Below are 16,007 nucleotides of genomic sequence, written 5' to 3' on the forward strand. Positions count from 1 at the left end.
CATAATATCTGCCGTCACATTCGTGCCTAATCCGAGCATCTGCCATTTCTTTTGAAACAATAAAATGCCCGGGCCAAGCCCGAGCATGGAAAAGGGGTTTTAAAAATACCGGCCAACTTTTCCCTGTTTCCCTGATATTTGCCCGGCTCCGCAAAATGCTTATTGGCCGGAACGGTTTTTGCGCAGGCTTTCCAATTCGTCTAAAAGCTGCATAATCAGCGCGGTGGCGGGAATGCTGGCTTCAAAATCGCGGCTGATGCGGCGGGCGCGGCGCAGGCGGGCGAGCTGGAAGCCGCTGAACACGGCTTCGTCGGGCCGGCCGCTCACGGAAATGATTTCTTCTTCAATCACACTCACCACCCAATCGCGGTCGTCGTTGCAGGCGCGGACGATTTCGTTGAAGGTTAGCTGTACATCGTATTCTTGGTTCATGGTTTATCCTTTCACTCCGTAATGTTCCGCCAGTTTCTGCCAGGCGGTGCGGTCGGCTTCGCTATCGGCGCGCGGCAGCACGATGTTGACGGTCAAATACAAATCACCCGCTTCTTTGGCCGGAATGCCTTTGCCTTTCAGGCGCAGGTTTTGGCCGGTGCGGCTGTTGGCGGGAATATTGATGTTCAGACGGCCTGCGGGGGTGGCCGCCTCCATTTTGCCGCCTGCGGCCGCCGTCCACGGCATCACGTCGATGCGCTGGTAAACGTCTTTGCCGTTTTTCACATACAGGTTTTCCGATTCGTGAAAGCGCACTTTCAAATACAAATCGCCGTTGGCACCGTCGTTAAATCCAGGCAACCCTTGGCCGCGCAGGCGGATTTGCTGCCCTTCGCTGATGCCTTTGGGGATTTTCACATGCAGGGTTTTGCGCTCGTAGGCCATGTGGCCGTCGGCATTGAGCGTGGGCATATCAATGCTTAAACTGCGCTCGCTGCCCGCATAGGCGGCGGCAATGTCTATGCTGAGTTCGGCGTGTTGGTCTTCGCCCTGCACGGGCCCGCTCGGGCGCGACGCGCGGCGCTGCTGCGCTTGGCCGAAAGCGGAAAAGATGTCGTCGAAACGGAAGTCGCCGCTGCCGAAGGGCTGGCCTTCGCCGAAACGGCTGCTGTCGAAATGGTAATACTGATAGCCGTCTGCGCCCGGGTTGAAACCGCCCTCGAATCCGCCGAAGCCTTCAAACCCGCCCTGCCCCGCGCCGCCAGCCTGCTGCCGCGCTTTAAACGGGTTGGCGAGCATTTCGTCGTATTCGGCGCGTTTTTCGGGGTCTTTCAGGGTGTTGTAGGCGAGGTTGACTTCGCTGGTTTTTTGGTCGGCGTCGGGGTCTTTGCTGACGTCGGGGTGGTATCGGCGCACCAGTTTGCGGTAGGCCTTTTTGATTTCGGCAATATCCGCATCTTTAGACACGCCGAGTATTTCGTAATAGTTTTTTTCGGTTGCCATAATTGCTTTCTGTTTTAGTGTAAATGTTGTTCATGCACCCGCCCCGGAAGGCGGTGCTTTTAATAGATTTTGAAGTAATGATACTAAACGGAAAATCAAGGGCGGGCGCAAAAAAATAATCAAAAGGCCGTCTGAAACGTTTCAGACGGCCTTTCGATTGCGGGCGGACCTAGTGGCTTAAATTCAGAATAGGACAAGGCGACGAAGCCGCAGACAGTACAGATAGTACGGAACCGATTCTGTTGCCGCTTTAGCGGCTTACAAAATCGTTCTCTTTGAGCTAAGGCGAGGCAACGCTGTACGTGTTGAATTTAAGCCACTATAAATCAGCCCAAATGCACTTCGATGTTGTCGATCAGGCGTGTGCCGCCCAAACGCGCGGCGGCGAGTATCACCAGGTTTTTGTCGCCCGCGTGGGCAACGCTCAAATCGTCGGCGCGGCGCACTTCGATGTAATCGACCGTCCAGCCGGCTTCGCCGAGGCGTTGCGCGGCGGCCTGTTCGAGCACGGCATAAGCGAGGTTACCGCTGCGGACGGCATCGGCGATGGCGCGCAGTTCGCGGTAAAGGCGGGGGGCTTCGGCGCGCTCCTGTTCGCTTAAATATTGGTTGCGGCTGGAAAGGGCGAGGCCGTCTGAAGCGCGGCCGGTATCCACCGGCACGATGTCGATGTTGATGTTGAGGTCTTCCACCAAACCTTTAATCACGGCCAGCTGCTGGTAGTCTTTCTTGCCGAAACAGGCCGCATCGGGCTGCACGATATTGAACAGCTTGGTTACTACGGTGGCCACGCCGCGGAAATGGCCGGGGCGGAATTTGCCGCACAATTCGTTTTGCAGGTTGGGCGGCTCCACGTTGTAACGCTGCTCCACATTGGGATACAACTCTTTTTCGTCGGGTGCGAACACCACGGCCACGCCTTCGTTTTCCAGCTTGGTGGCATCCTGCTGCAAGGTTCGCGGGTATTTGTCGAAATCTTCGCCCTGGCCGAATTGCAGGCGGTTGACGAAGATGCTCACCACCACGTTGCCGGCGCGCTGTTTGGCTTCGCGCACCAGCGCCAGATGGCCTTCGTGCAGATTGCCCATGGTCGGCACGAAAGCAACCGTTCCGGCGTTTTTGCGCCACTCGCGCAATTCGTGAATCGTGTGGATGATTTGCATAGGTTTTTCCTGAAAAATTTTCAGACGGCCTGAAGCGTTCAGAAAGGCCGTCTGAAAAAATTAAAACGTGTGTTCGGCTGCGGGGAAGGTTTTGTTTTTCACCGCCGCCACATAAGCCGCCACGGCTGCCTGAATGCTGGTTTGCCCTTCCATAAAGTTTTTCACGAAACGGGCGGTTTTGCCGGGGAACACGCCCAGCATATCGTGCATCACCAGCACTTGGCCGTCGCAATCCGCGCCCGCGCCGATGCCGATGGTGGGGCAGCGCACGCTTTCGGTTACCTGCTTGCCCAGAGCGGCGGGCACGCATTCCATCAAAACCAGCGCCGCACCGGCTTGGTCGTGCGCTGCGGCATCGTTGAGCAGGGCTTGGGCTTTGTCGCCTTTGCCCTGCACTTTATAGCCGCCGAACGCGTGCACCGACTGCGGCGTGAGGCCGATATGGGCGCACACGGGAATGCCGCGCAACTGCAAAAATTCGGTGGTTTCGGCCATCCACACGCCGCCTTCGAGCTTGACCATATGCGCGCCGGCGGCCATCAGCTCTGCCGCGGCGGCAAACGCCTGCTCTTTGCTCTGCTGGTAGGCCCCGAACGGCAGGTCGCTGATAATCATGGCGTTTTTCGTGCCGCGTGCCACTGCGGCAGTGTGGTAGCACATATCGCCGAGGGTAACGGGCAAAGTGGATTGGTGCCCCTGCACGGTCATGCCGAGCGAATCTCCCACCAGCAAAACATCTACGCCGGCATTATCCATCAGCGCGGCGAAGCTGGCTTCGTAGGCAGTAAGCATGGCGATTTTTTCGCCTTCGGCTTTCATTTTTTGCAGGGTGTTGACGGTAATCATGTTTCAGACGGCCTCTGGGTTAAGACGGGGCATATTATGGGGTTTTCCGGCAAATTGCAACCAAAGCAAAACAGCCCAACCGCTGGGGTCAGGCTGTTTTTAATATGGTGCCGGCACCAAGAGTCGAACTCGGGACCTTCTGATTACAAGTCAGCTGCTCTACCAACTGAGCTATACCGGCTGAAAGAAGCGCGTATTATGCCCGCCTTCGCCGGCTTTGGCAAGCGCTTTTGCAGCGGCGCTGAAAAAACTTTTTAAAGATATTGTTTTGTTGGTGAATTATTTTCAGACGGCCTGAAGCGCTGCAAATCATGTATGATTGGCGGAACATATTTCCGATTACAAGGCACCGTCATGAAACTGATCGAAATCACTTACTATCCGGTCAAATCCATGCGCGGCATTTCGGTGGATCGCGCCGAAATCCGCCCCGAAGGGCTGCCGCACGACCGGGAATGGCTGCTCAGCTCGCCCGACGGGCACTTCATAACCGCACGGCAGTTTCCGCAATTGCTGCTCTGGCAGGCCGAGCCGGTTTCAGACGGCCTCAAACTAACCGCGCCCGACGGCGGCAGCCTCACCGTTTACCACAACAGTTTCAACCGCACCGGCGAAGTTTCGGTTTGGAAAGACACCTTCGCCGCACACCACGGCGACGAACGCGCCGATGCCTGGCTGAGCGGAAAAATCGGTACGCCTTGCCGCTTAAACTGGCTCGGCAGCCGCAGCGCACGCATATTGGATTATTCGCAAACGCCGCTGTCGTTTGCCGACGGCGCACCTTATCTGCTGGCCAACACGGCTTCGTTGCAGGCGCTGAACGGCAGTTTGGAAACGCCCGTAGAAATGCGCCGCTTCCGCGCCAACTTGGTGTTCGACGGCACGGAGGCTTACGAAGAAGAAGGCTGGAAACGCATCGCCGTCGGCACGGTGGCATTCGAACTGTTCAAGCCCTGCACCCGCTGCGTGATGACTACGGTGGATTTGACCAGCGGCGAAAAACATCCGCAACAGCAACCGCTGAAAACGTTGGCCAAAACCCGCAAAGCCATTTTCGGCGTAAACATGGTGGCATTGGATACCGGCAGCGTGGCCGTGGGCGACAAGGTGGAAGTGCTGGCGTAACATTTGAAAACTTTGCAAGCCTGAAGCCGTGCGCCATACTCCGCACTTGAGCGATGCTTTAACGACACTTTCGTCATACTCGGGCTTGACCCGGGTATCTTTTTGTATATCAAGAAATAACAGATACTCGGATCAAGTCCGAGTATGACGTAATTGTTTAACACGTCACCCATATTCTGCAAAACAACAGGCCGTCTGAAAAACATTTTCAGACGGCCTGTTCCGCACTTAAGCGGTTAACCCGTTATTCCTCGGCGGGAGCGGCCGCTTGTGCGGGAGCTTCCAGCAGGGCTTTGATAGACAGGCGCACGCGACCGCGGTCGTCCACTTCCACCGCTTTCACGTTTACCGTTTGGCCCACTTGCAGGTAGTCGCTCACGTTGCGCACGCGTTCGTGGGCGATTTGGCTGATGTGCACCAAGCCGTCTTTACCGGGAATCACCGAAACAATGGCGCCGACGTTGTTGTCGAGCAGTTTCAGCACCGTGCCGGTGTAAACCTTGCCCACTTCCACTTCGGCGGTGATTTCTTCGATGCGTTTCTTCGCCGCTTCGCCCGCTTCGGCGGTGGTGGCGGCGATGGTTACGGTGCCGTCGTCGGCGATGTTGATCTCGGTGCCGGTTTCAGCAGTAATGCCGCGGATGGTTTCGCCGCCCTTACCGATAACATCACGGATTTTGTCTTGGTGGATTTTCATGGTAAACAGGCGCGGGGCGTGGGCCGACAGCTCTTGCGGGCCGTCAACCGCTTCTTTCATCTGAGCCAGAATGTGCATACGCGCTTCTTTGGCCTGTTCCAAAGCAATCTGCATGATTTCTTTGGTGATACCCTGGATTTTGATGTCCATTTGCAGCGCGGTTACGCCGTTGGTGGTGCCGGCCACTTTGAAATCCATGTCGCCCAAGTGGTCTTCGTCGCCCAAAATGTCGGTTAATACGGCGAACTTGTTGTTTTCGAGAATCAGACCCATAGCGATACCGGCAACGTGCGCTTTCAGGGGCACGCCGGCCGAGAGCAGGCTCAGGCAACCGCCGCACACGGAAGCCATGGAAGAGGAACCGTTAGACTCGGTGATTTCGGAAACCACGCGCATGGTGTAGCTGAACTCTTCGGGAGAAGGCAGCACGGCCACCAGCGCGCGCTTGGCCAAGCGGCCGTGGCCGATTTCGCGGCGTTTGGGCGCGCCCATGCGGCCGACTTCGCCGGTGGAATACGGCGGGAAGTTGTAGTGCAGCATAAAGCGGTCGGTGTATTCGCCGCTCAAGGCGTCGATGATTTGCTCGTCGCGCGAGGTGCCCAAAGTGGCAACGGCCAGCGCCTGGGTTTCGCCGCGGGTAAACAGGGCCGAGCCGTGGGTGCGCGGCAACACGCCGGTTTGGATGTTGATGGGGCGCACGGTGCGGGTGTCGCGGCCGTCGATGCGCGGCTGGCCGTCGAGAATCTGGCCGCGAACCACATCGGCTTCCAGTTGTTTGAAGATGCCTTTGATTTGGTTGGCGCGCAAGGTGTCGGTTTCTTCGGTAATCAGCGCGTCTTTCACGGCGGCCCATGCTTCGTCGAGTTTGGCCGAACGGGCTTGTTTCTGGCGGATTTTGAACGCTTCGGCGATGGTGGCGCCGGCGATTTCGCGGATTTTTTCCACCAGCGCGCTGTCGGTTTCGGGCGCTTTCCAATCCCACACTTCGGGGTTCACTTCGTCGGCCAGCTCGTTGATGGCGTTAATCACGGCCTGCATCTGCTCGTGGCCGTACACCACCGCGCCCAGCATCACGTGCTCGGGCAGCTCGCGCGCTTCCGACTCCACCATCAGCACGGCTTTCTGCGTGCCGGCTACCACCAAATCCATTTGCGAACGGGCAAGCTGGGCTTTGGTGGGGTTAAGCACATAAACGTTGTTCACATAACCCACGCGGGCGGCGCCGATGGGGCCGGCAAACGGCACGCCGCTCAGAACGATGGCGGCGGATGCGCCGATCATGGCGGGAATGTCGGAGTCGATTTCGGGGTCAACGGAAACCACCATCGCCACCACTTGGATATCGTGGTAGAAGCCTTCGGGGAACAGCGGGCGGATGGGGCGGTCGATCAGGCGGCTGGTAAGGATTTCTTTTTCGCTCTGTTTGCCTTCGCGCTTGAAGAAACCGCCGGGGATTTTGCCTGCGGCGTAGGTGCGCTCGAGATAATCTACGGTGAGGGGGAAGAAGTCTTGGCCTTCTTTAACGTCTTTGTTGGCGGTAACGGCCACCAGCACGACGGTGTCGCCCATCGACACTTTTACCGCTGCGGCGGCCTGGCGGGCGATTTCGCCGGTTTCGATGGTTACGGTTTGTTCGCCGTATTGGAAGGTTTTAACGTGTTTGTTAAACATTCTATGCCTTTCGGTTAGGGCCGCCGCCGCTAAAACACTAATGATGCACACATCTTATATGTGCATGGTTAGGGTTTCAGGCGGGCTTTGGCCGGGTTGGTTGCGGATATTTTTCAGGCGGCCTGACAATGCCGTCTGAAAACCGAGATTATAGCCAATAAAATTATTTTTTGATACAAGGCGGCAAACCGCAGACTGCGGCTTTGAACACACCGACCCGCCCTTTGCGCCCGCAAAACGAAAGCCCCGCATTTTTTGCGGGGCCTTTTCGGAAAACGGCGGTTGACGGTTCTTAAAAAGAACTTGGCACGCCCACGGGGATTCTTAAATTAAATTAAATTCAAAAACCTATATATCAAAAAATGCAATTAAATTGCATCTTAATTTAAGATAAACAATATAACACAAACAAAAAAAGGCCATCTGAAAACACATAATCCCAAATTTACACATGGTGTAAATCTGTAAATTACACATTTTCAGACGGCCTGCCGCTACTCTCCGGCTACGGTTGTACCGTATGCCTGCCACTCTGCCAAATCATTGCGCTGCCGATCTGCTATTTCTGCCAATTCAGCATATCTTGCTGCGCTTTCTGCGAATAATATCCAGCCTTTGGCAGCGATTTCATCAGGCGCGCCGGCGGCTTTATCGGCTGCGGGCAGGTTTCGGCGGCTACTTTGATTTCGGGCAGCCGCTGCGTGTTTCTGCACGCGGCTAAGCTCACGGCGCAAATCAGTAATAACAGTTTCTGCATGTTGCTTTTCCTTTTCGATATTAGCTTGTTTGCGGGCAAATGATTCCCTTGCTTTTTTTTCCCGTTCGCGCGCTTCGGCAGCCTGCTTGATGGCCGCATCTTTCAGACGGCCGGCAATTTCGAGCGTGGCCCGTTGATAGCCAACATCATAGCCGCGCTCGTATGCCACATCTACTTTGGCTTTTGTGCCTGATTTTTGTACTTGGCAAGACACCGCAAATACAACAACCATTAAAATAATAGCTGCCGGCTTCCAATATTTAAGCAAATGAATCATGTATTTGCCTCCATACATTTGTGATAGCGTTTCAGCTGCCGCGTCCAAACGCCTTTACAACCCCTAGGCCCCCAATTAGCGGGCTTACTGCAATCGCGTTTCGCTGCAAAACGGTATTTCAACAGGGCTTTACAGGCTGCGATATGGTCGCCCTTTAGTAATTCGCGGCGCATCGACGATGTTCGGAATCGCTCCGTGCCGAAGTTATAGGCAAAATCAACATACACATCGTATTCCGCTTGTGACAACTTGACCCCGGGCAACATGGCCTTCAGCTTGGCTTCGTCTTTGGACACATGCGCACGCAACATTTTTTCGCCCCGCTCACGGCTTACAGGCGGATCAGTGATTTTCACGGGTGTGCCGTCTTCGTAAACCGTGCTGCCGTATGCCGCCGTTGCCACACGCCCTATATCGTAATATGGTTTGGCGCGGTATCCTTCATGGGCTTTGATGCCACCAATAGCGACGATTGAGGCCGATAACAAGCCTACCCAAACCTTAGTCTTGTTTTGCATTTTCTTTCCCCAACCGCTTAATTTCCAATTCGTAGCGCAACATTTCCAAGTCGTGTTTGCGCTGCTCGCGTTTGGCCGCTTCTTCACGGATTAAGGTTTCGCGCGCTTCGCGTTGGTTGCGCTGGCGGCTGTAATACATATTCATAAGGAAGCCGCCCACCGCCACCACCACCCCGACCGTTGTCAACCAATCAATGCTCTTAAACCAAGCAAAAATCCATGTGAAACTGCCTATCAGGCTGATACCGCTTCCCGTTGCATCTAATGTGTTTTTCATTTGTTGCTCCAAAACAGGCGGGCATTAAAAAACCCGCCTAAGCGGGTTATTCGGCTGCCTGCACATCGGGCAAATCGGCATAAACCAATTCCGCACCGGTAAATTTATTGCCCGTTTGCGGCTGGCCGTAAACATCTACCGCACCATCGGCAACAGGCGCAACAATTGCTTTATACGCCCAATCCAACACATCAACACCACGCGGCACGCCGCCCGATAAGTTGAATTGGATGCTGCCAACAGGCCGCCCGCCGCGATCATAAGTGCTTTGATGCGAATAACTGTCTAACGACACGCTATGGTAATTATTGGTCAAATCCAAAGATACGTGGCGCACAACGTGGAATTCGGTCAATACGTCTGTTTCTTCATCCAAAACTTCATGCTTAATGCCCAAAACTATTTGCTGTTTAGCTTTTGCCATGATGGCTCCTTTCTATAAAAAAGGCCGTCTGAACTATTTCAGACGGCCGTTCATCAAACCATTGATTTAAAATGCAGTTGAAGCGTCGATAACGCCCACCGATGTTGCAATATGCTGCGTATACAGTTTGGCATGATCGCGCCACGGTCTCGCCCAGTCCATCGCCGATACGATATGATCATTAGTGTGAAAAGTATGAACGTGGCGCAATTGATAGCGCAAACGACCCGCCGCGCGGTCATAAAACACACAATCCCGCCACACATCCACCCGTCTCTCCTGCGGCGAAACCCGCATTGCATAACGGATACAGTGCATATTGACCATACGGGTCGGCGAATATCCGCCCAAGTCGTATATTGTTCCGGGGTCGGCGGGCGGAATATACAAGTCCTGTTCGGGAATCATCAGTTTGTCGCCGCTTTCCATTGCAACCGCCTGCTCGCCGTTGAAAATCTGAATACCGTACGATTCGCCGTTTAATCCCGACTTCATTTCGTAGACGGCCACATTACAGCCTGCACCGACAAAAAACGCTTCATACAGCCCGCCGCCCGCATCCCTCACAAATGACTGCCGTGTAGGCACATCCGCTTCCAGCGGCGCGAAATACACAGCAAAGCCTAATGTAGTGCAACGGAAAGTGAACGAGTGAATACCGTTTGAATGATGGGTAGTGCGGCCGGAAGCAACAAGCCGCATGATGCGGCGGTTGGCTGTAATGTTGATACCGCCCAGCTGCACCCCGTAGCCGCCTGCACCATTTAATACATTGCCGGTATCGCTTACTTCACCCACCACACACCGGGGCGGCGAAAAAAAAGCATCACCCGTATCACTGTATAAAAAACCGCTGTCTTCGTGATACACGGATGCCAAGCCCGGAACTGTTGCGCCGGCATACGGCGACCACCATCCGGGATAACGACCGACATCACCGCCGATTAGATGATAGCAACTGTGCCAAAGCCTGTGACTGCCGACCCCGAACACCGAAAAATGATTGCTTCTTACAGGCGGCGAAGAATGAAGCGTGCCATGTACGGCAGTACCGCCCCAACTTGGCACCGGCCGCACAGAACGGGCAGGTATGAAATCATTATTTCCCGTTTCCACCGTTCCTTGCCACGTTCCCCACACATGGGCGGACTGTTGCAGGTTAAACCGCCTGCCGCCGCTAAAAAATTCTATACCGTATTCAGACATTTATCTCAATTTCCCGATTCTGATTTTTAAGTGACCATGTTCATCATAAACCTCTATCGCATCGCTGTTCATTTTCAGACCGACCCTGTCGTTTCCATTGATGGAAACCCAGCCGTTTTCATCAACTATGAATCTGCCGTTACCAAAAGATGCCCGGCCGCCAGTAATAACAGGAGACTGAATTTCAGCCCCTGCCACCAAATGCTTACCATGTATCGAACCGCTGGCAATCATATCGCCATCCAATGCCATTTTGCTTCTACCGTTTTCGGTTACTACCACAAACGGCGTTTGCACAGACTTGCTGGCCGGGTCAACAATCGCAAATTTATTGGCATAGACCAACACCTGACTATCGCCGGTTTGGCCGTCTGCACCCAAAGCCAAGCCTGATATAACACGCCGCCCACCGCTTACTGCCTCGGTTTTCAGCGAGTACATCGCTTGCACTTTACCTCCCAACGTGGCGACCGCCGAACTGGTTTGATCAACCGTAGCTTCTGCCGTGCCAAGACGGGTTTTTAAGCCGCTTATTTGGTTAGCAGTTGCTTGCTCTTTAGTAACCTGCGCCTGCTTGTATTCGGTCAGTGCCGCATCAACAGCCGACACCGCCGCATCCAAGTCGTCAGGCGTGGCCGACCAATCCGTTGCAACCGACCCGCGCTCCAGTTTCACACTGTGGAATGCGAACCAGTCATCAGCGGCAAACGTACCCGCCGCGGCAATCAGCAAACGAACCGTATTACTGGTAAAGGGTGAGGTAAACGTCAGTTTTACACGGTTGTTTAAGCTCGACGTAATACTTACAGCTTCTAAACGGTGGTTGCCTCCTTCGGCAGCATCGCGAACCAAATAGATGTAATTTAAACCACTGCGAGAAAAGCCTGCTGTCCCTTGCACATTAAAAGATAACGTGTACTGAAATCCGGCAACCAGCCTAGTCAGACCCTTTTCAGCCAATTGCACAACACCAATTTGTGCCACTCCATCTGATTTAGGGGATAGACGGATAAGACGCCGACCTCTAAATGCCGACGCAGATAGCTGACTGGACGAGTTCCATGCACCCATCTTAATGTACTCGCTATCCACCAACAGATTCACACCGCCCAAGTTGTTCAGGCCGGCCGTGATTGCGTTAAGCTGCGTAGCCGTAGCACGGTCTTGATCCGCTACCGTTTGTTGCAGGCGGGTAACTTTTGCATCCGTCAAACCGTTTAAGCGGTTGGCTTCCGCAATGGCTTGCGCCTTGGCTTTGTCAGCCTTAGCTTGGGCATCCGCCGCCGCCTGCTGTTTCAGCACCGCATCTTTGGCCGCAGCATCCGCAATGGCTTGGGCTTTGGCCGCATTGGCTTTACTTGTGGCATCACCGCTGGCTTCCGCAATGGCTTGCGCCTTTGCTGCATCAGCTTTTGCCTGCGCCGCGCGCTCCGCCGCCGTTTTGGCTGCATCGGCCTTGCGTTGGGCATCATCCGCCGCAGCGGCTATTGCCGCCGTTTTGGCTGCATCGGCCTTGCGTTGGGCATCATCCGCCGCAGCGGCTATTGCCGCCGTTTTGGCTGCATCGGCCTTTTCAGCCGCGCCCGCCGTTGATTCCGACCGCACCCAAGCATTCCAGTTTTCGGCATCTCTGCCCGACCGCGTCCATAAGATACCGCCGTTTGAAGATACCGCCCGTTGAGTTACATGCGTCGATGCGCCAAAAGCATTAACCGTTTCGATCGTCAAAAAGCCATAACCTGCAATACCCACAAAATCAGACAAAATCAACATTTTGTAAGTACCTTTGGATTTGGCTGCAAAATAGCCCGGCGTGCGTAAATCAGCTATGTTTTGCTGGTTTACATACTCAACATTATTTAATTCATCTGCATAACCTTTCCACTCGCTTTGCAAGGATTCGCGGGCAAGCGCAGCAACTCGGTTGCTGTCTGCCTTGGTCGATTTAAGCGTTTGGATTTCAGCCGCATTTGCAGCAACCGCCGACCGAGCTGAATGTATTTCATCGGTTTGCGCCTTATTAACCGTTGCCTGCGCCTGCTTGTATTCGGTCAGTGCCGCATCAACAGCCGACACCGCCGCATCCAAGTCGTCAGGCGTGGCCGACCAATCCGTTGCAACCGACCCGCGCTCCAGTTTCACACTGTGGAATGCGAACCAGTCATCAGCGGCAAACGTACCCGCCGCGGCAATCAGCAAACGAACCGTATTACTGGTAAAGGGTGAGGTAAACGTCAGTTTTACACGGTTGTTTAAGCTCGACGTAATACTTACAGCTTCTAAACGGTGGTTGCCTCCTTCGGCAGCATCGCGAACCAAATAGATGTAATTTAAACCACTGCGAGAAAAGCCTGCTGTCCCTTGCACATTAAAAGATAACGTGTACTGAAATCCGGCAACCAGCCTAGTCAGACCCTTTTCAGCCAATTGCACAACACCAATTTGTGCCACTCCATCTGATTTAGGGGATAGACGGATAAGACGCCGACCTCTAAATGCCGACGCAGATAGCTGACTGGACGAGTTCCATGCACCCATCTTAATGTACTCGCTATCCACCAACAGATTCACACCGCCCAAGTTGTTCAGGCCGGCCGTGATTGCGTTAAGCTGCGTAGCCGTAGCACGGTCTTGATCCGCTACCGTTTGTTGTAGGCGGGTAATGCCGCTTTCTGCATTACCCACTCGAGTTTTCAAGGCATTGGTTTCGGCTATCTGTGCATTATCAGCAGATACGCGCGCCTGTGTTTCTTTGGTAATATTTCCTTCCGCCGTTGCAACTCTAGCAGCAAGCGTTTCCCGCGCGGCGGCGGCGGCTTTATCGCCGTCCGCCCGCGCCCGTCTTTCGGTTTCTAAACCCGCTGCCGTATCGGCCTGCGCAGCGGTAACGGTGCTGATTTGTTGTGCTTGAGTAGCGTTAACATTTTCCACGGCACCGATACGCGTACCGATTTCAGCCGCTTTGGCCGTCAAATCCTGCGCCGACTTGTTTGCCGCGGCCTGTATGGCAACACTACGGGCCGATGCTTCGGCTTGCAATGCCCGCTGCCGGGCGGCAGCTTCGGCCGCCACTTTGTTTGAAGCATCTACCGCCGCCGCGATTTGCGCCTTCGCCGCCGCAGATTCTGCCGCGCCGGCCATATCGCTGTTTAACGATGCAATCAGGCTTTGGCTTAAGGCAGATTTGCCAATCGCTCCTTGCACTTGTTGCACAATCGGCGCTGGGTCTTTATCGGCCTGCCCGCGCACCGCAGCGGTAAATTCGCCCGTGTTACCGGCTGCGTCCACCATACGCACCCAAAAATAATAGGTATCGGCCACACCGACACCCGTTAATTGATAGCTGTTTTGCGGATAGGGCAGACTTGCGAGCTTAGAGGCCGTCTGAAAATCGCTACTGCGGCTATACCACAGTTCTGATACCAATTCAGACACTACTGTTTGCGGCAACACCCAATCTACGGCAATCGCCAGCGTTTTAGGCGTGCAGCGCAAACCGGTAACGTTGTAATCAATCGACCATGCCTTTACCAACGGTTCAGACAACACGCCCCGCGCATTTTTGCCGCGGATTTCCGCTTTGTAATTGCCGTTAGGCAAACCTTGCAGCTTGATTTCGGGCGTTTCGGCATCAGGGATATGGCGGTAAACCTTGCCGTCTTTATACAGCTTGATATCGTAGGTCAACACCGTGCCGTCGGCGGTAAGGTTGTCCCAAGTAATCACCACCGCGCCGTTTTCGGTTTTCAGGTTGGCGTTGATTAACTCGGGCTGCACATTATGCAAGGTGTGGCGTTGGCGGTCGAAATTCGCCCAACCGTCCACCACACCGTATTTCTGCGGGTCGTGCAGCAATGCGGTAATGGTATAAGTGCCGTCGTCGGTGTTTTCTTTGATGCCGATAGCACGATAAAGCCGCGGCTTTACTTTGCCGGACAAAACCCATACCGCGCCCGCATCGGCCACCAAAGGTTTATCCAGCCGCACTTGGTTTTTAGCATTAACCGCTGCCACTTTTGCCGACACCACGCCGTTTTCAGACGCGATATGCAACGTCATACCAACCGTTGCCTGCACTTCGCGATCCAACGTTACCGTATTGCCTGCCGCCGCCGCAATGCGGCCGCTCAATTCGGCGCCCGCATAATCGTTATCCATCACTTGAATAATATCGTAGGGCAGATGGCGCAATCCCTCGCGCCCAACGGTAAACGTTACCGTGTTTTGCTGGCGCAATTCGGTTTGCAGCGTCCACGCCCCGAAACGCGCCGCCTGCCCGCGCGAATCGCAGCCGAACGCCGCCACCCGCTTGATATTCAGGCCGTAGCGTTTGATGGCTTCGTCATCGGCAATGTATTCGGTTTTGGCGCGGTAGCCGTCGTGCTTGTCGAGATACTGCACATGCACGGCGGTATGCACCGATTTCAGCGGCGCACCGCTGTATGAAAACAGGCCGTCCACCACGTTGCTGTTGCTGTATTGCGCCACAGGGTCGCTGTTGCTGTCCAATACCACGGATACCTGATTGCCGTTCCAAACCGGCAGACCGGTAAACACACTGGCCAAGTCGGTAAGCAATTCCCCCGCCTGCCGCGCATCGGTTATATACGCATTGCACACAAAGCGCGGCTCCTGTCCACCGAAACCGTCCGGCACAAGCTCGTCGCAATAGCGGGCAACCTGATACAGGCTCCACTTGTCGATATCCGATACTTTCAGACGACCCGCCAAGGTGCTGTAACGCGGATTCGTCAGCAAATCGTAAAACACCCATGCGGGATTGTTCGTCCACGCCGTTTTAAAGCTGCCGTCCCACGTTTGGCCGCTGTATTGGCGGGTTTCGGGGTTGTAGTTGGCCGGCACCTTAACCATTTTGCCTTTCAGCAGGTAATTGCGGCGCGGAACCTGATTGCCGAATTGGTCGGAATCGATTTTCAGGGCGGCTACGGCGGTATGCGGATAGCACAGTTTGGCATCGACGATTTCCACATACGACGCAAAAAAGGTTTTGTTAGACACCTTATCACTGTTGCTGTCTGCCGTTACCCGCGACACACGAAGATTAAACGGCACGGGCGGCAGGCTGTCAAACACCACATCGTGATAATACGCACCGCTGCTTTTTTCGGTAAACGCAACCACCTGCGAGGCCGATACACCGTTTGCGCCCACCAACTCAACCAACAACGATGTATTGGCCGGCAACACATCGCCGTTATCCTGCACGGATACGTTGCGCTCCACGCCCACCGTTACGCGGATGCGGTTCACAAGGCCGTCTGAAATGCCGCGCACCACGGGCGTATTCTTTTTCACTTGGGCAGACACCGCCACCGTGCGTTCGCTGCCGTCAAATCCGGGCACATACGCCTGATCCTGCCCGCCGCGCAGGAAATACGCCGTTACGCCGTGGAAATTGTAGCTGCCGTCGGCATTTTGCACGGGCGTATCGTTGAAAAACACGCTTTTCAAGGGCGCATCGTTGCCGTTGGCAAAACCCGATACCACGCCTTCGCTCACCGCATCGATAATGCGCAGGTTTTGCGCCGAGCTTAACGTATTCGGTGCTTCGTAAGGAGTGCGTGCGCCGCCGCCTGATTTACCGCCCATTT

12 protein-coding genes and 1 tRNA gene are annotated in these 16,007 nt (G+C 54.7%); 1 reads left to right on the forward strand and 12 read right to left on the reverse strand.

What is annotated here, in order from left to right; all coding sequences use genetic code 11:
• Positions 1 to 159 precede the first annotated feature (159 nt).
• The 5 genes from NQ012_RS00810 to NQ012_RS00830 form a co-directional block, all read right to left on the reverse strand.
• Positions 160 to 432 (reverse strand): chaperone modulator CbpM, encoded by a 273-nt coding sequence (locus tag NQ012_RS00810; protein ID WP_257065553.1) that lies wholly within the window; start codon positions 430 to 432, stop codon positions 160 to 162.
• Between the two features lie 3 nt (positions 433 to 435).
• On the reverse strand, positions 436 to 1,434 hold the full coding sequence (locus NQ012_RS00815) for a DnaJ C-terminal domain-containing protein (RefSeq protein ID WP_257065554.1): 999 nt from the start codon (positions 1,432 to 1,434) through the stop codon (positions 436 to 438).
• 326 nt (positions 1,435 to 1,760) lie between these two features.
• Positions 1,761 to 2,597, reverse strand: coding sequence for a pantoate--beta-alanine ligase (gene panC / locus NQ012_RS00820; RefSeq protein WP_257065555.1), 837 nt, complete (start codon positions 2,595 to 2,597; stop codon positions 1,761 to 1,763).
• Positions 2,598 to 2,657: 60 nt separating this feature from the next.
• On the reverse strand, positions 2,658 to 3,443 hold the full coding sequence (gene panB, locus NQ012_RS00825; RefSeq protein WP_257065556.1) for a 3-methyl-2-oxobutanoate hydroxymethyltransferase: 786 nt from the start codon (positions 3,441 to 3,443) through the stop codon (positions 2,658 to 2,660).
• Between the two features lie 105 nt (positions 3,444 to 3,548).
• Positions 3,549 to 3,624: transfer RNA gene (locus NQ012_RS00830), tRNA-Thr, on the reverse strand.
• 173 nt (positions 3,625 to 3,797) lie between these two features.
• On the opposite strand from NQ012_RS00830, the gene NQ012_RS00835 reads away from it, so the two are divergent.
• Positions 3,798 to 4,568, forward strand: a complete 771-nt coding sequence (locus tag NQ012_RS00835) for an MOSC domain-containing protein (RefSeq protein WP_257065557.1) — start codon at positions 3,798 to 3,800, stop codon at positions 4,566 to 4,568.
• A gap of 244 nt (positions 4,569 to 4,812) precedes the next feature.
• On the opposite strand, the gene pnp is transcribed toward NQ012_RS00835, so the two are convergent.
• The 7 genes from pnp to gpJ form a co-directional block, all read right to left on the reverse strand.
• Positions 4,813 to 6,936 carry a polyribonucleotide nucleotidyltransferase gene (gene pnp / locus NQ012_RS00840; protein ID WP_257065558.1) on the reverse strand — a complete coding sequence of 708 codons (2,124 nt, stop codon included), beginning with the start codon at positions 6,934 to 6,936 and terminating at the stop codon, positions 4,813 to 4,815.
• Between the two features lie 494 nt (positions 6,937 to 7,430).
• The gene (locus NQ012_RS00845; RefSeq protein ID WP_257065559.1) at positions 7,431 to 7,970 is read right to left on the reverse strand and encodes a hypothetical protein; all 540 of its coding nucleotides are present in this window, start codon (positions 7,968 to 7,970) and stop codon (positions 7,431 to 7,433) included.
• Complete coding sequence (locus tag NQ012_RS00850; RefSeq protein WP_257065560.1) at positions 7,967 to 8,488, reverse strand: glycoside hydrolase family protein; 522 nt, start codon at positions 8,486 to 8,488, stop codon at positions 7,967 to 7,969. The genes NQ012_RS00845 and NQ012_RS00850 overlap by 4 nt, the downstream gene beginning before the upstream one ends.
• Positions 8,472 to 8,765 (reverse strand): holin, encoded by a 294-nt coding sequence (locus NQ012_RS00855; RefSeq protein WP_257065561.1) that lies wholly within the window; start codon positions 8,763 to 8,765, stop codon positions 8,472 to 8,474. Before NQ012_RS00855 ends, NQ012_RS00850 begins: the two co-directional genes overlap by 17 nt.
• Positions 8,766 to 8,811: 46 nt before the next feature.
• Positions 8,812 to 9,189 carry a hypothetical protein gene (locus tag NQ012_RS00860; RefSeq protein WP_257065562.1) on the reverse strand — a complete coding sequence of 126 codons (378 nt, stop codon included), beginning with the start codon at positions 9,187 to 9,189 and terminating at the stop codon, positions 8,812 to 8,814.
• 66 nt (positions 9,190 to 9,255) lie between these two features.
• Positions 9,256 to 10,395 carry a hypothetical protein gene (locus NQ012_RS00865; protein ID WP_257065563.1) on the reverse strand — a complete coding sequence of 380 codons (1,140 nt, stop codon included), beginning with the start codon at positions 10,393 to 10,395 and terminating at the stop codon, positions 9,256 to 9,258.
• Positions 10,396 to 16,005 (reverse strand): TipJ family phage tail tip protein, encoded by a 5,610-nt coding sequence (gene gpJ / locus NQ012_RS00870; protein WP_257065564.1) that lies wholly within the window; start codon positions 16,003 to 16,005, stop codon positions 10,396 to 10,398.
• Between the last annotated feature and the right edge of the window lie 2 nt (positions 16,006 to 16,007).

This window comes from Neisseria dentiae (genome assembly GCF_024580525.1).
GTDB classification, from domain to species: domain Bacteria; phylum Pseudomonadota; class Gammaproteobacteria; order Burkholderiales; family Neisseriaceae; genus Neisseria; species Neisseria dentiae_A.

What these genes read in the sequence shown, in the direction of transcription:
- NQ012_RS00850 (WP_257065560.1), bottom strand. Translation starts at nt 8,488, where the DNA reads ATGCAAAACAAGACTAAGGTTTGGGTAGGCTTGTTATCGGCCTCAATC.
- NQ012_RS00835 (WP_257065557.1), top strand. Translation starts at nt 3,798, where the DNA reads ATGAAACTGATCGAAATCACTTACTATCCGGTCAAATCCATGCGCGGC.
- pnp (WP_257065558.1), bottom strand. Translation starts at nt 6,936, where the DNA reads ATGTTTAACAAACACGTTAAAACCTTCCAATACGGCGAACAAACCGTA.
- gpJ (WP_257065564.1), bottom strand. Translation starts at nt 16,005, where the DNA reads ATGGGCGGTAAATCAGGCGGCGGCGCACGCACTCCTTACGAAGCACCG.
- NQ012_RS00845 (WP_257065559.1), bottom strand. Translation starts at nt 7,970, where the DNA reads ATGATTCATTTGCTTAAATATTGGAAGCCGGCAGCTATTATTTTAATG.
- panC (WP_257065555.1), bottom strand. Translation starts at nt 2,597, where the DNA reads ATGCAAATCATCCACACGATTCACGAATTGCGCGAGTGGCGCAAAAAC.
- NQ012_RS00815 (WP_257065554.1), bottom strand. Translation starts at nt 1,434, where the DNA reads ATGGCAACCGAAAAAAACTATTACGAAATACTCGGCGTGTCTAAAGAT.
- NQ012_RS00860 (WP_257065562.1), bottom strand. Translation starts at nt 9,189, where the DNA reads ATGGCAAAAGCTAAACAGCAAATAGTTTTGGGCATTAAGCATGAAGTT.
- NQ012_RS00855 (WP_257065561.1), bottom strand. Translation starts at nt 8,765, where the DNA reads ATGAAAAACACATTAGATGCAACGGGAAGCGGTATCAGCCTGATAGGC.
- NQ012_RS00810 (WP_257065553.1), bottom strand. Translation starts at nt 432, where the DNA reads ATGAACCAAGAATACGATGTACAGCTAACCTTCAACGAAATCGTCCGC.
- NQ012_RS00865 (WP_257065563.1), bottom strand. Translation starts at nt 10,395, where the DNA reads ATGTCTGAATACGGTATAGAATTTTTTAGCGGCGGCAGGCGGTTTAAC.
- panB (WP_257065556.1), bottom strand. Translation starts at nt 3,443, where the DNA reads ATGATTACCGTCAACACCCTGCAAAAAATGAAAGCCGAAGGCGAAAAA.